Genomic DNA, 12,704 nt, shown 5'->3' on the forward strand with positions numbered 1-12,704 from the left:
GATTACACCCAATGCAGTGTTGTAATGGCGAGATCGACAATCTTGATGCCGATGAAGGGAAGGACCAACCCGCCCAACCCGTAAACCAGGAGATTGCGGCGCAGCAGTGCTGCGGCCCCAACCGGGCGATAGGCAACCCCTTTGAGGGCAAGCGGGATCAGTGCGACGATAATCAGCGCGTTGAAGATCACCGCCGAGAGGATGGCCGATTGCGGCGAGGCCAGCTGCATGATGTTGAGCGCGGCAAGTCCCGGATAGGCGGTGACGAACAGAGCCGGAATGATGGCGAAATATTTGGCGACGTCATTGGCAATCGAAAACGTCGTCAGCGAGCCACGTGTCATCAATAGCTGTTTGCCGATTTCGACAATTTCGATCAGCTTGGTCGGGCTGGAATCCAGATCGACCATATTGGCGGCTTCACGGGCGGCTTGCGTACCGGTCTGCATGGCGACACCGACATCGGCCTGGGCCAGCGCCGGGGCATCATTGGTGCCATCGCCGCACATGGCGATCAAACGGCTGCCCTGCTGGGCCTTGCGGATATAGGCAAGCTTGTCTTCCGGGGTTGCCTGAGCCAGAAAATCATCCACACCGGCTTCAGAGGCAATCGCTGCGGCGGTAATCGGGTTGTCACCCGTCACCATCACCGTGCGGATACCCATGGCGCGCAGGGCGGCGAAGCGTTCCTTGATGCCGGGCTTGACCACGTCCTTCAGGTGAATGACCCCTAGCAACCGGCTGCCATCGGCAACGGCCAGCGGCGTGCCGCCCGATTGGGCGATCCGCGTGACGGCCTCGGTAAAGGCGCGGGGTGCCGATGCTGCGTCGAGACCGGTGAAGGCCAGGACCGAATCCACCGCACCCTTGCGCAGACGTTTGCCCTTGATATCAACGCCGGAAAGCCTGGTTTCGGCGGTGAACGGGATTACCGCATCCGGTGCTGCATCGGGGGCGGACTGGCCGTATTCCCCAGTCGCCAAGGCGACGATGGAGCGGCCTTCAGGTGTTTCATCGGAAAGGCTTGCAAGAAGGGCAGCCTCGGCAATTTCCGTGGCGCTGACACCAGGCACTGCGATGAAATCGCTGGCCATGCGATTGCCGAAGGTGATGGTGCCGGTCTTGTCGAGTAGCAGCGTATCGACATCGCCTGCCGCTTCCACGGCGCGGCCCGAGGTGGCGATGACGTTGAAGCGCACCAGCCGGTCCATGCCGGCAATGCCGATGGCCGACAGCAGTCCGCCGATGGTGGTGGGGATTAGGGTTACCAGCAGGGCGGCCATGACGGTGACCGTCAGCGCAACACCCGAATAGCTGGCCAGACCCCAGAGGGTGACGACAGCGATCACGAAGATCAGTGTCAGCCCGGAAAGCAGGATCGATAGAGCGATTTCATTCGGCGTCTTCTGACGTTCGGCCCCTTCGATCAGCGCAATCATCCGGTCAACGAAAGATGAGCCGGGAGCCGTGGTGATCTTGATTCGGATCTCGTCGGACAGAACCTGGGTTCCGCCGGTCACGGCGGAGCGGTCGCCGCCTGCCTCGCGGATCACAGGCGCGGATTCGCCTGTAATGGCGCTTTCATTGACTGAGGCAACGCCTTCAATCACTTCGCCATCGCCTGGAATGAGTTCGCCAGCGGCAACCAGCACCACATCGCCAATCTTCAGCGTTGTGGCGGCAACCGTGGTTGTTTCCCGGCTACTGGCGGCATTGCCCGACACTTTACGGGCCGAAAGCTCGCTTTTGGTACGGCGCAGGCTATCGGCCTGGGCCTTGCCCCGGCCTTCGGCAACGGCTTCCGCGAAAGTGGCGAACAAGACGGTAAACCAGAGCCAGGCGGCAATCTGGCCGGAGAACACCGCTGAATTGCCGGTAATCAGGTCGCGGACCGCAAGGATCGTAACGACCATGGCGACGATTTCGGTGACGAACATCACCGGATTACGGATCAATTGCCGCGGATCGAGCTTCACGAATGCGTCCTTGAACGCGCCCTTGAGGATCGATGGTTCAAATAGCCGTTGGGCGGGCCTGGTCTCTGAGGTGGATTGTGACTGTGTCATGATGACAGCCTCTTTCAATCAATAAAGGGTTCCGGCGAGCATGCCGACATGTTCTGCGATGGGGCCGAGCGCCAAGGCCGGGAAGTATTGCAGTCCGCCCAGGATGATGATGATGGCGACGAGCAGGCCGACAAAAAGCGGCGTGTGCGTGGGGAAGGTACCTGCCGATGCCGTGCCTTTTGTCTTTGCGGCCAACGAACCGGCAATTGCCAGAACCGGGACGGCATAGGCGAAGCGGCCAAGCGCCATGGAAATGCCGAGCGTGGTATTGTACCAGGGCGTATTGGCCGAGAGCCCTGCAAATGCCGAGCCGTTATTGCCAGCCGCAGACGTATAAGCATAGAGTATTTCCGAGAGACCATGCGGTCCGGCATTGCCAAGCGAGGCCAGCGCATTGGGCAGAACGGCAGCAATTGCCGAAAATCCCAGGATTGCAAAGGGCAGGACCAATACGGCCAGCATAGCGAATTTCATTTCCCGGGCTTCGATCTTCTTGCCCAGAAATTCCGGCGTGCGCCCAACCATCAGGCCAGCGACGAAGACGGTCAGCACACAGAAGACAATCAGCCCGTAAAGGCCGGAACCGACGCCACCGGGCAGGATTTCACCCAACTGGATCAGGAACAGTGGCACCAGACCCCCAAGCGGGGTCAGCGAACCATGCATGGTGTTGACGCCGCCATTGGAAATACCTGTGGTGATCGCCGTATAGGCCGCACTCATCGCCTGGCCAAAGCGAACTTCCTTCCCCTCCATATTGCCGAGCGAGGGATCAAGCCCAAGCGCCAGATGGATGGGGTTGCCTGCGGTTTCAGCGATGTAGACCGCGGCAATGCCAGCGATGAGCAGCACCGCTACACTGGCGATCAGTGCCCAGCCCTGGCGCAGGTCGCCGACCATTTTGCCGAAAGCATAGATCAGCGACATGGTGATCGACATCATTGCGAGAATATTGAGGTAATCGCTGATTGCCGAGGGATTTTCAAACGGATGGGCGGCATTGGCATTGAAGAAACCGCCGCCATTGGTGCCAAGCTGCTTGATGGCTTCCTGGCTGGCAATCGGCCCAAGGGCGATGGTCTGCTGGGCACCGTCAAGCGTTGTGGCCGTGACCGAGGCGTCGAGTGTCTGGGGAATGCCCATCCAGACGAAAACCAGGGCCAGCACAATCGACATTGGCAGCAGCAGATACAGCGTCGAGCGGGTCATATCGACCCAGAAATTCCCGAGTGTGTTGGCAGCCGAACGGGCAAAGGCGCGGGTGACGGCCAGCGCGATGGCAATGCCGGTGGCCGCCGACAGGAAGTTCTGTACGGCAAGGCCTGCCATCTGCGAGAAATGGCTGGCGGACTGCTCGCCGGAATAGGCCTGCCAATTGGTATTGGTGACGAAGCTGATCGCCGTGTTGAAGGCCAGATCCGGGGTCATGCCTGCAAAGCCTTGCGGATTGTATGGCAGATAGGCCTGAAGCCGCAAAATACCGTAGAGCGCCAGAAAGCCTGCGGCATTGAAGGCGAGCATGGCGAGCGTATAGGCTAGCCAGCCTTGTTCCCGGCGCGCATCAACGCCGGATATGCGCAGAAGCAGCCGCTCGATAGGGCCGAGAATGGGAGAGAGAAACGTCCGCTGCCCCTCGAACACGCAGGCGATGTAAAGCCCCAGCGGTTTGATGGTGGCGAAGACGAGAGCGAGCAGCAAGCCGATTTGCAGCCAACCGTTGGAAGACATGATGTTCTCCGAAAAGAGGGATTGCGTCCCCCATCATCGTCGCTGCCAGTATGAAGCGATGTGATGCGGGACGTCTGGTATCTGTCAGGAAAGAGGGTTGCCCGATGTCTCAAAAGACAAGCCGGGCAAGAATGGTTGAAGCGGGTGTCGCTTCAAAAACGTTCGGGCCTGATCAGCGTTATCAGCAGGTAGACGCAGATGAACAGGGCGGCGGCAAGACCGAGCAGCGGTTCGAACATGGCCGCCTCACAAACTGTTTAGGGCGCGGGCATAGACCGCAAGAGCGACAAAGCTCCCCAGTCCAATGGCGATGAATAGCAAGTCAGTCACATTGTGCTCCTGTCTATGGTCAGGCATGCACAATCCTCCCAAATGCCATTAAATCTCCATAGGGAATGCGGTGGTGAGATATAAGGATTTCATAAAGATGTTGTCCAAAGGATAGCGATTCCAGGAGCCGGTCTGAGTGATTCCGACCCCTTGTCGCTACCGGCTATGCCACAGAACAGCCGCTTCCCCAGCGAGTAGCCGCGCCTTTGCCAGTGTCTCGACATCGGTGGCAGGGGGCGTTTTCCCAAGGTAACGATCCGGTGCATGAAAGGCTATTTCAGCTTCCGTGCTGGCAATTCCGGCAGCGCGACGCGTGAGAGCGATCTGGGCCACGTCGCCGCGTTCGGCAGCGTCCCGGTAAGCACGATTGGCCTCTAGCGCCCGGGCTGCCAGTTCTGACAGGGACGGCGCTTTGTCGGGCCAGACGAGGAAGGTGACAATGATTGCGGCAAGACTGCCGACGATATTATCGAGCATTCGCGCCGAGGCTATGCCAGCGCCGGGGTGCAACATGTCCATGGTGAGAACGAACAGCATGGTCAGCACGGTAACGAACAGCGTATAGCTGACGGAGCGCAGGGCAATGGTTGCCGCCGCAAGGGGAATGATGATGGCGGTGAGTAGCCCTGATGCCGGTATGCCGGTCAGTAACGCCAGAGCCAGGGCGCTCCCCACCACCGAACCGACGATACGCTCCAGCGCCCGGCTCCAGCTCATCCGCCTGTCCGGCTGCAAAACCACGACGACGGCCATGGCGGCCCAATAGGGATAGTTCAAAGCCAGCAGATGGGCGGCGACAGTGACAACGGTCACGCCCACGGCGCTGCGAACCGCACCACGCAAAAAATGCTGCCGCTGCCGGGCCTGCGCCATCTTGTCCAAAGCGGCCTGTTCTGGTCCCGCCGTTTCGATAACGTCTGGTGCTGCTTTCCATTGGAGTGCTGTTGCAATGCTCCGTACCGCGCCCGCGACGGCGTCATGGCGGTCAGAAACGCTCTGCTCCAGCACGGAAAGCCGGTTTTGCAGCTCGGCCATCGGCTCCGTATGCAGGGTGAGATTTTGGGCCGCCGCAATCAGGCTTGGCCGGATGACCTCGGCGCAAAGCTGGCCGATGTCTGCCTGCCGCTCTGATGAACGAAGATGGTCAAGCGCCAGCAGGGCGTGAAAAATATCGTCTGCTGCAAGCAGGGCAACATGAAGGGTGGTCTTGTTGCTTTGCTCAGAAGGGTGCGCTGCGCGGGCAAGATGAGACCGTGCGCGCTCCATCGCATTGCGCACGGCGCGCCGATGCTGGCTGCTCTTGAAGGTCCAGACTTGCGTGGCTACGGACTGAGATATCGTGTCGAGATCAAGTGTCATATCGGCCAGGCGGGCGTAAACGGCGGAAATGGCGCGCCGTGCCGGGCGCCAGGCATCTGTTGGCCAGAGCACAGTCAGCACGAGGGCAGCCCAGGCGCTGCCAGCCAGAAAAGAACAGGCGAGCAGGGCCGCTTGCGGTGCCGTGTGGGGATAACCCGCCGCCACAACGCCAACCACGCCAAGGAGTGTGGCGACAAGCGGCACGACAGGCCAGCGCACCGGCAGCAATGCGGTCAAACCGACGAGAATTGAGCCAGCGGCAAGCCCTGCGACAGGCCCGAAACCCGCAAGCCAGGATGCGAGGAAAGCCGTGAGGCTGCCAAGCAGCGCGAAGGTCGCCAGCATCCGCCGCTGAAACCGCTTTTCGCCGCCGGTATCGGCCAGACAGGTCCAGAACGCTGCAAAAATCGACCAGCCATATTGGCTCTGCCCTGCCGCGACGATGAGAATGGGAACGCCGACGATGAGGGCCGAACGAAGGCCATCCAAGATGTCGAGATGTTCAGGCGTCAGCCCGATTGCACGCAGTTCCAGCCAGCGCGCAACGCGGCGAACCCAATGTCCTGAAGGGCGGCGTGATTTGTCAGTATCTGATGTCATCGCCAAGCCAAGGACAGTTTTCACGATTTTCAGTCGCCCCGTTTAACATTTCTGATAGCATTTCCAAATGCATGCTGATGGGAAATTGTATCAAAGACAGACGCCCGATACCTCAGGCGAGTTTGCATGACTCATATGTTGAAGGATGGATTTCGTTGCGCTATGCAAAACCGTTCTGGCTCCCGTAATGGTTGTTTTTGGGGTTTGTTGACCCTGACTGTTTTCATCCGGCGCTCCCGAGGGTGATGCAGGTTGCACGGGGCCTGATATAACTCTATCTCTTGGCTTGCGTTGCCATCGGGCAGCCGGTTGAACAGCCCTGTTTGGGGCATCCATAATGTCTCGAAAGCAATGCCATGCCGTCAAGCCAGCCCCGCCACGAACCGACATTCGATAATGGCGAAAGACATCCGCTGTCCATCCTGAAGCGGGTCTATGGCTATTCGGCCTTTCGCGGCAAGCAGGCCGAGGTGGTTCAGCAGGTGGTGGTCGGTGGCGATGCGGTCGTGCTGTTTCCGACCGGTGCCGGTAAATCCCTGTGCTTCCAGATTCCGGCGCTGTGCCGCGATGGGGTCGGCGTGGTGGTGTCGCCGCTAATTGCCTTGATGCGCGACCAGGTCGAGGCGCTGAAGCAAGTGGGGGTGCGGGCGGCAGCGCTGAATTCCTCGCTGTCACGGGAGGAGTTTGTCGAGGTGCGGCGCGCTATTGCCGATGGCACGCTCGATCTGCTGTATGTCACGCCGGAGCGGATCGTCACCCCTGCGTTCAAGGATGTGATCGGCTCTGCGAAGATCGCATTGTTTGCCATAGACGAGGCCCATTGCGTCTCGCAATGGGGCCATGATTTCCGCCCGGAATATCGGGAACTGGGCAAGCTTGCCGAGGCCTATCCCGGCGTGCCACGCATGGCGTTGACGGCAACCGCCGATCCCCATACGCGCGATGACATTATCGACAAGCTTGGCCTGCAATCGGCCAAGGTGTTTACCACCTCCTTCGACCGGCCCAATATCGCTTATGAAATTGTCGAGCGCGACCAGCCACGCCAGCAGCTCCTGCGGTTTCTGGCGCGCCATGAAGGCGAGAGTGGCATTGTCTATTGCCTGTCGCGCGCCAAGGTGGAGGACACGGCGGAATGGCTCAATACGCAAGGGGTGCGGGCGCTGGCCTATCATGCTGGCATGGACCGGGTGCTGCGCGATGCCAATCAGGACGCCTTCCTGAAGGAAGAAAACCTTTGTCTCGTGGCGACTGTCGCCTTTGGCATGGGCATCGACAAGCCGAATGTGCGCTATGTGGCGCATCTCGATTTGCCCGGCTCCGTCGAGGCCTATTACCAGGAAACCGGGCGGGCCGGGCGCGATGGGCTGCCATCTGACGTATGGATGGCCTATGGTATGGCCGATGTCATCCAGCGCGGGCGGATGATCGATGGCGGCACTTCGGCGGAGGAGGTCAAGCGGGTCGAGCGGGCCAAGTTGAATGCGCTGCTGGCAATTTGCGAAACCCCCGGCTGCCGCCGCCAGTCAATCCTGGCGCATTTCGGCGAAGTGCATCCCGGTTCTTGCGGCAATTGCGACACCTGCCTGAAGCCGGTGGAAACCTGGGATGGGACCGACGCGGCGATCAAGGCGCTGGCGGCGATTTACCGGACCGGGGAGCGTTTCGGCACCGGCCATGTCATCGATGTGCTGTTGGGGAATGAGAACGACAAGACGGTCCGTTTTGGCCATGTTGACATGCCGGTTTTCGGTGCGGGCAAGGATCTGCCGTTAAAAACCTGGCAATCGGTGTTTCGACAATTGCTGGCCGCCGGTCTGCTTCGGGTCGATCATGACGCTTTCGGCGCATTGAAACTGGAGCCGGACGCCCGCGCCGTCTTCAAGCGGGAGCGTGAGGTGCGGTTCCGCAAGGACCGCCCGACCAAGGGCAAGGCGGCGCGCAATGCTTCGCCCGCTGCCGCAAAGGCGAAATCTGCGCTGGAGGGTGCCGATATGGAATTGTTCGAGGCGCTAAGGGCGGCGCGAATGGCGATTGCCAAGGACCTTTCCGTGCCGCCCTATGTGGTTTTCCCGGATACCACGTTGATTGCCTTTGCAATGGAAAGGCCGGATAGCCGGGAGGCGTTGCTGGGTATTTCCGGCGTCGGACAATCGAAGCTGGAACGGTATGGCGACGCTTTCCTGGAGGTTATCCAGGCGCATGAGCGATGATGAGAGGCACGGATCATGACTGCACAGAACGATCTTATCTCTGCTACGCCTATGACGGAAACGATTGAATGTGACTGCGCGATTGTCGGTGCCGGGCCTGCCGGGATGATGCTTGGCCTGCTGCTGGCCCGCGCCGGGGTTAATGTCACGGTAGTTGAAAAGCACGGCGATTTCCTGCGCGATTTTCGTGGCGACACATTGCATCCCTCCACACTGGAAGTGATGCATGAGCTTGGCCTGCTCGAGGATCTGTTGAAACTGCCGCATGTGCAGGCGCCGACCCTGCATGCGGAAATCGGCGGGCGCGATGTGACGATGGCTGATTTCTCGCGGTTGCCGACCCGATGCCGGTTTATCGCCTTCATGCCGCAATGGGACTTTCTGGATTTTCTCGCCCGGGAAGCGGGGAAATACGCCAATTTTCGGCTGTTGATGAATGCCAGGGTGGAGACATTGCTGGAAGATCTGAATGGAGTAACGGGCTTGACGGCGTCCACTCCGCAAGGGCTGGTTAGGCTGCGATCTCGCTTGGTGGTCGGTGCCGATGGCCGTCATTCCGTCACCCGCGCCAAGGCGGGGCTGGAGGTGGAAAGCTTTGGCAGCCCAAGCGATGTGCTGTGGTTCAAGCTATCCCACCAGCCGCAAGATCCGCCCTATACGATGGGTCATGGCGGCCCAAGGCAGGGTTTCGTGATGATTGATCGCGGCGACTATTGGCAATGCGGCTATATCGTTCGCAAGGGGAGCTTCGATACGGTCAAAGCCAAGGGGATTGATGCCTTCCGCCAAGCCGCTGCGGAGGTTTCACCCCTGCCGCCGGAGCGAATGGAGGAAGTCACCTCATTTGACGATCTCTATCTTCTCAGCATCCGTATCGACCGCCTGAAACGCTGGTGGAAGCCGGGGCTGATCTGCATTGGCGATGCGGCCCATGCCATGTCGCCGATTGGTGGTGTCGGCGTCAATCTGGCCATTCAGGATGCCGTGGCCGCTGCTAACCGGCTAGTAAAACCGTTGCTAGCAGGCGAACCGCTGGACGCCCATCTCGCCGGCATCGAGAAACGACGCCTATTTCCAACCAAGGCGACGCAGAAACTGCAACTGATGATGCGCCGCAAGCCGAAGGCCGAGGATGAGACCGTGGCGAATGAGGCACCGGCCAAGCCCTCTGGTCCGCCCGCATTCCTGAAGACCATTGCCCGCTGGCCGCTGCTTGCCCATATCGCCGGGCGGCTGATCGGCCTTGGCTTCAGGCCGGAACATGTCCGGCCTTTGAAATAGAGTTTGTCAGGGAAAAGTGGCAACCGGTTTTCACGAAAAGACAAACGAAAACAAAAGAAGCTAGAGCCTTGATTATCCGGCCCGACCGGCAGCATAGCGGCTGAGCGCCAGATCGGCATTGTCGATCTCTGTCTGGCGGCCACTGACGATGTCGCTGAGCAAACGGCCCGAACCGCAGCTCATCGTCCAGCCCAGTGTGCCATGGCCGCTGTTGATATAGAGATTGCTGATGCCGGTTGCGCCGATCACTGGCGTGCCATCCGGCGTCATTGGGCGAAGGCCGGACCAGAAATCGGCCCGGGCCATATCGCCACCGGGAAACAGATCGGTGACGGAATGTTCGAGCGTCCGGCGACGTGCGACACCGAGATCATTGGTATATCCGGAAATTTCCGCCATGCCGCCCACCCGGATCCGGTCGCCCAGCCGGGTGATGGCAATCTTGTAGGTCTCATCCATCACGGTGGATTCGGGTGATTTCGACGGATCGACAATCGGGATGGTCAGCGAATATCCTTTGACCGGATAGACTGGCAGCGTGATGCCGAGTGGTTTCAGCAGTAGCGGCGAATAGCTGCCGAGTGCCACGACATAGGCGTCGGCGGTTTCGGTTCCCCTGTCGGTGACGACGCCACTGATTTTGCCACCCGATACCACCAGCCGCTCTATGGTGCGGCCATAGTCGAACACCACGCCAAGCGACGCAGCCTTTTCAGCAAGCTGGTTGGTGAATTTGAAACAGTCTCCCGTCTCGTCCTTCGGAGTCAGCAAGCCACCAACAATCTTGTGGCGGGCCGCTGCAAGCGCTGGCTCGACCTTGATACAGGCTTCACGGTCCAGCACTTCATAGGGAATACCGTCTGCCGCCAGTGCTTTCACATCTTTCGCAGAGGCATCCAGCTGCGCTTGGGTGCGAAACAGCTGCAAAGTGCCCTGCATGCGCTGGTCATAGACGATATTGGTCTCAGCGCGCAGCTGCGCCAGCGCGATCCGGCTGTAATCGGCCAGCCGCAGCATCCGGCTCTTGTTGATCGCGTAGCGCCCGGAGGTACAGTTGGAGAGCATTTTCAGCATCCAACCCAGCATGGCGGTATCGATTTTCGGTCGTAGAATCAGCGGGGCATGTTCCATGAACAGCCATTTCAACGCCTTTTGCGGAATGCCCGGTGCCGCCCAGGGCGAGCAATAGCCGAAGGAGACTTCGCCCGCATTGGCAAAGCTGGTTTCCAGGGCCGGACCCATCTGACGGTCGATGACGGTTACTTCATGACCGGCTTTGGCAAGATAATAGGCACTGGTGACGCCGATCACGCCCGCGCCCAGAATGGTGACTTTCATGTTGTTCCCCAGTATTCTTATGCGGAAATATAGTCGCGGTGATAGCGATGACCAAGGCTGGTCAGGATTTCATAGGCAATCGTACCCGCCGCTTGCGCCACGTCTTCCAAGGTCTGATGCGGCCCGATGATTTCGACCAGACTGCCGAGTGTTAATACACCAGGTGGCAGGGCGGAAATATCGACCGTCATGCTGTCCATCGACACCCGCCCGACAATCGGCAAACGGATGTCGCCATAATAAGCGGCGCCCCGGTCGCTCAAGCAACGCGGCAGGCCATCCGCATAGCCAATGGCAAGGGTGGCCAGCCGGGTTTCTCTGGTGGTGACATAGGTCGCGCCGTAGCCGACGCAGGCCCTGACTGGCACAGTTCGTGTCTGGATGACTTTCGCATCGACCCGCACCACCGGCTTCATGCGGCGTCCTGCCAGATCGCTGGGGACTGCGCCGTAAAGGGCAACGCCGGGACGGACCAACGCGCCGTGAAACTGCTTGTCGATAAAGATGCCGCCTGAATTGGAAAAGCACAAGGGAATGCCTGGAAATTGCGTCAGTCGCTCGCGCATGACCGAAAATTGAGCGGCATTCTGGCTGCTGGCGCTGTCATCGGCAGAGGCGAGATGGCTCATGATGAAGCGTATGGAAAGGCCGGATAACAGGGAGGGATTGCCCGCGAGAACAGTCGCTTCCTCTGGCGAAAAGCCGAGCCGTGACATGCCGGTATCAAATTGCAGGATGGCGGGCAGGGTCCGTCCAAATTCGCTTGCCGTTTTCGACCAATTGGCAAGCTGCTCTAACGAATTCAACACCGGTATGAAGCCATTTGCCGCTGCAAAAGGTTCTGCGCCCGGCTGCAAACCGTTGAGAATGAACAGTTCGGCATTCCCAGGCAAATGCTGCCTCAGGCGAGCTGCTTCCTGCACATGCGCCACGAAGAATTTACGGCATCCGGCCCGGTAGAGGGCAGGCGCGACGCGGACGGCTCCAAGGCCATAGGCATCGGCCTTGACGACAGCGGAGGTTTCCGCCGGGGCGGCTTCAGCGGACAATTGGCGGTAATTGTCGGCAAGCGCGTCGAGGTCGATTACAAGGCGGGCGGAAAACGCATCGGCATTCAGGTCGTGGCTGATAGACATATCCATAACTGTACCCCGTTTTTCTTCGATGATATTGAAACATTCACGAAATTTCCGGGCAGTTTATCGGCAACCCTTGTGCTTTATGAATTTTTGCGCAATTTTCTGCGAAGAAAATGAGGATTATTGCGTGAGTGGTATCGACGCCATCGACCGGGCCATTATGCGCCAATTGCAGCTGAATGCGCGCATCAGCAATGCCAGTCTGGCTGCGGCTGTCGGGCTCTCCGCCTCAGCCTGCCTGCGACGTGTCGCCCTTCTGGAAAAGCAAGGTTATATCAGCGGCTATACCGCCATTCTCGGCAAGTCTGACAAGGACGATGGCATTGCCGTGATCATCAACATCACACTCGATCGGCAGACAGAGGATCATCTCAACCGCTTTGAGGCCGCGATCCGGAAATATCCGGAAATCCAGGAATGTTTTCTGATGACCGGCGGATCGGACTACCTCTTGAAACTGGAAGTGGACAGCGCTCATGATTTTGAGCGAATCCATAAGGAAATCCTCGCCAAACTACCCGGCGTAGCACGCATCCACTCCAGTTTTTCCATTCGCAATGTGCTGAAAACCCGCCATGCCAAGCCGAAATTGTGAGGATTTTATTCCTGCTTGTCATTTTGGCTTTTGGTAGACCATAATACGGATGAAT

9 protein-coding genes are annotated in these 12,704 nt (G+C 59.2%); 3 read left to right on the forward strand and 6 right to left on the reverse strand.

What is annotated here, in order from left to right; translation table 11 throughout:
• Positions 1 to 2 precede the first annotated feature (2 nt).
• The 4 genes from kdpB to G6L01_RS22270 form a co-directional block, all read right to left on the reverse strand.
• The gene (gene kdpB / locus G6L01_RS22260) at positions 3 to 2,066 is read right to left on the reverse strand and encodes a potassium-transporting ATPase subunit KdpB (RefSeq protein ID WP_070163490.1); all 2,064 of its coding nucleotides are present in this window, start codon (positions 2,064 to 2,066) and stop codon (positions 3 to 5) included.
• Positions 2,067 to 2,084: 18 nt separating this feature from the next.
• Positions 2,085 to 3,794, reverse strand: coding sequence for a potassium-transporting ATPase subunit KdpA (kdpA, locus tag G6L01_RS22265; RefSeq protein ID WP_070163254.1), 1,710 nt, complete (start codon positions 3,792 to 3,794; stop codon positions 2,085 to 2,087).
• A gap of 152 nt (positions 3,795 to 3,946) precedes the next feature.
• Positions 3,947 to 4,033 carry a potassium-transporting ATPase subunit F gene (locus tag G6L01_RS28140; protein WP_070148480.1) on the reverse strand — a complete coding sequence of 29 codons (87 nt, stop codon included), beginning with the start codon at positions 4,031 to 4,033 and terminating at the stop codon, positions 3,947 to 3,949.
• A gap of 247 nt (positions 4,034 to 4,280) precedes the next feature.
• Positions 4,281 to 6,083, reverse strand: a complete 1,803-nt coding sequence (locus tag G6L01_RS22270) for an FUSC family protein (protein ID WP_071205576.1) — start codon at positions 6,081 to 6,083, stop codon at positions 4,281 to 4,283.
• Positions 6,084 to 6,439: 356 nt separating this feature from the next.
• Here G6L01_RS22270 and recQ point away from each other — a divergent pair, with 356 nt between their 5' ends.
• Together recQ and G6L01_RS22280 are read left to right on the forward strand one after the other, a co-directional pair.
• Positions 6,440 to 8,296 carry a DNA helicase RecQ gene (gene recQ, locus G6L01_RS22275; protein WP_070163256.1) on the forward strand — a complete coding sequence of 619 codons (1,857 nt, stop codon included), beginning with the start codon at positions 6,440 to 6,442 and terminating at the stop codon, positions 8,294 to 8,296.
• A 15-nt stretch (positions 8,297 to 8,311) separates the two neighbouring features.
• The gene (locus tag G6L01_RS22280) at positions 8,312 to 9,577 is read left to right on the forward strand and encodes an FAD-dependent oxidoreductase (protein ID WP_070163257.1); all 1,266 of its coding nucleotides are present in this window, start codon (positions 8,312 to 8,314) and stop codon (positions 9,575 to 9,577) included.
• 72 nt (positions 9,578 to 9,649) lie between these two features.
• Here G6L01_RS22280 and G6L01_RS22285 read toward each other — a convergent pair whose 3' ends face one another.
• Together G6L01_RS22285 and alr are read right to left on the reverse strand one after the other, a co-directional pair.
• Complete coding sequence (locus G6L01_RS22285; protein WP_070163258.1) at positions 9,650 to 10,915, reverse strand: D-amino acid dehydrogenase; 1,266 nt, start codon at positions 10,913 to 10,915, stop codon at positions 9,650 to 9,652.
• Positions 10,916 to 10,932: 17 nt separating this feature from the next.
• On the reverse strand, positions 10,933 to 12,057 hold the full coding sequence (gene alr, locus G6L01_RS22290) for an alanine racemase (RefSeq protein WP_070163259.1): 1,125 nt from the start codon (positions 12,055 to 12,057) through the stop codon (positions 10,933 to 10,935).
• Positions 12,058 to 12,181: 124 nt separating this feature from the next.
• Here alr and G6L01_RS22295 point away from each other — a divergent pair, with 124 nt between their 5' ends.
• Positions 12,182 to 12,649, forward strand: a complete 468-nt coding sequence (locus tag G6L01_RS22295) for an Lrp/AsnC family transcriptional regulator (protein WP_139190059.1) — start codon at positions 12,182 to 12,184, stop codon at positions 12,647 to 12,649.
• The last annotated feature ends 55 nt before the right edge of the window (positions 12,650 to 12,704 follow it).

The sequence above is a fragment of the Agrobacterium vitis genome (assembly GCF_013337045.2).
GTDB lineage: Bacteria > Pseudomonadota > Alphaproteobacteria > Rhizobiales > Rhizobiaceae > Allorhizobium > Allorhizobium vitis_B.

What these genes read in the sequence shown, in the direction of transcription:
- G6L01_RS22285 (WP_070163258.1), bottom strand. Translation starts at nt 10,915, where the DNA reads ATGAAAGTCACCATTCTGGGCGCGGGCGTGATCGGCGTCACCAGTGCC.
- recQ (WP_070163256.1), top strand. Translation starts at nt 6,440, where the DNA reads ATGCCGTCAAGCCAGCCCCGCCACGAACCGACATTCGATAATGGCGAA.
- G6L01_RS22270 (WP_071205576.1), bottom strand. Translation starts at nt 6,083, where the DNA reads ATGACATCAGATACTGACAAATCACGCCGCCCTTCAGGACATTGGGTT.
- kdpA (WP_070163254.1), bottom strand. Translation starts at nt 3,794, where the DNA reads ATGTCTTCCAACGGTTGGCTGCAAATCGGCTTGCTGCTCGCTCTCGTC.
- G6L01_RS22280 (WP_070163257.1), top strand. Translation starts at nt 8,312, where the DNA reads ATGACTGCACAGAACGATCTTATCTCTGCTACGCCTATGACGGAAACG.
- kdpB (WP_070163490.1), bottom strand. Translation starts at nt 2,066, where the DNA reads ATGACACAGTCACAATCCACCTCAGAGACCAGGCCCGCCCAACGGCTA.
- alr (WP_070163259.1), bottom strand. Translation starts at nt 12,057, where the DNA reads ATGGATATGTCTATCAGCCACGACCTGAATGCCGATGCGTTTTCCGCC.
- G6L01_RS28140 (WP_070148480.1), bottom strand. Translation starts at nt 4,033, where the DNA reads ATGTTCGAACCGCTGCTCGGTCTTGCCGCCGCCCTGTTCATCTGCGTC.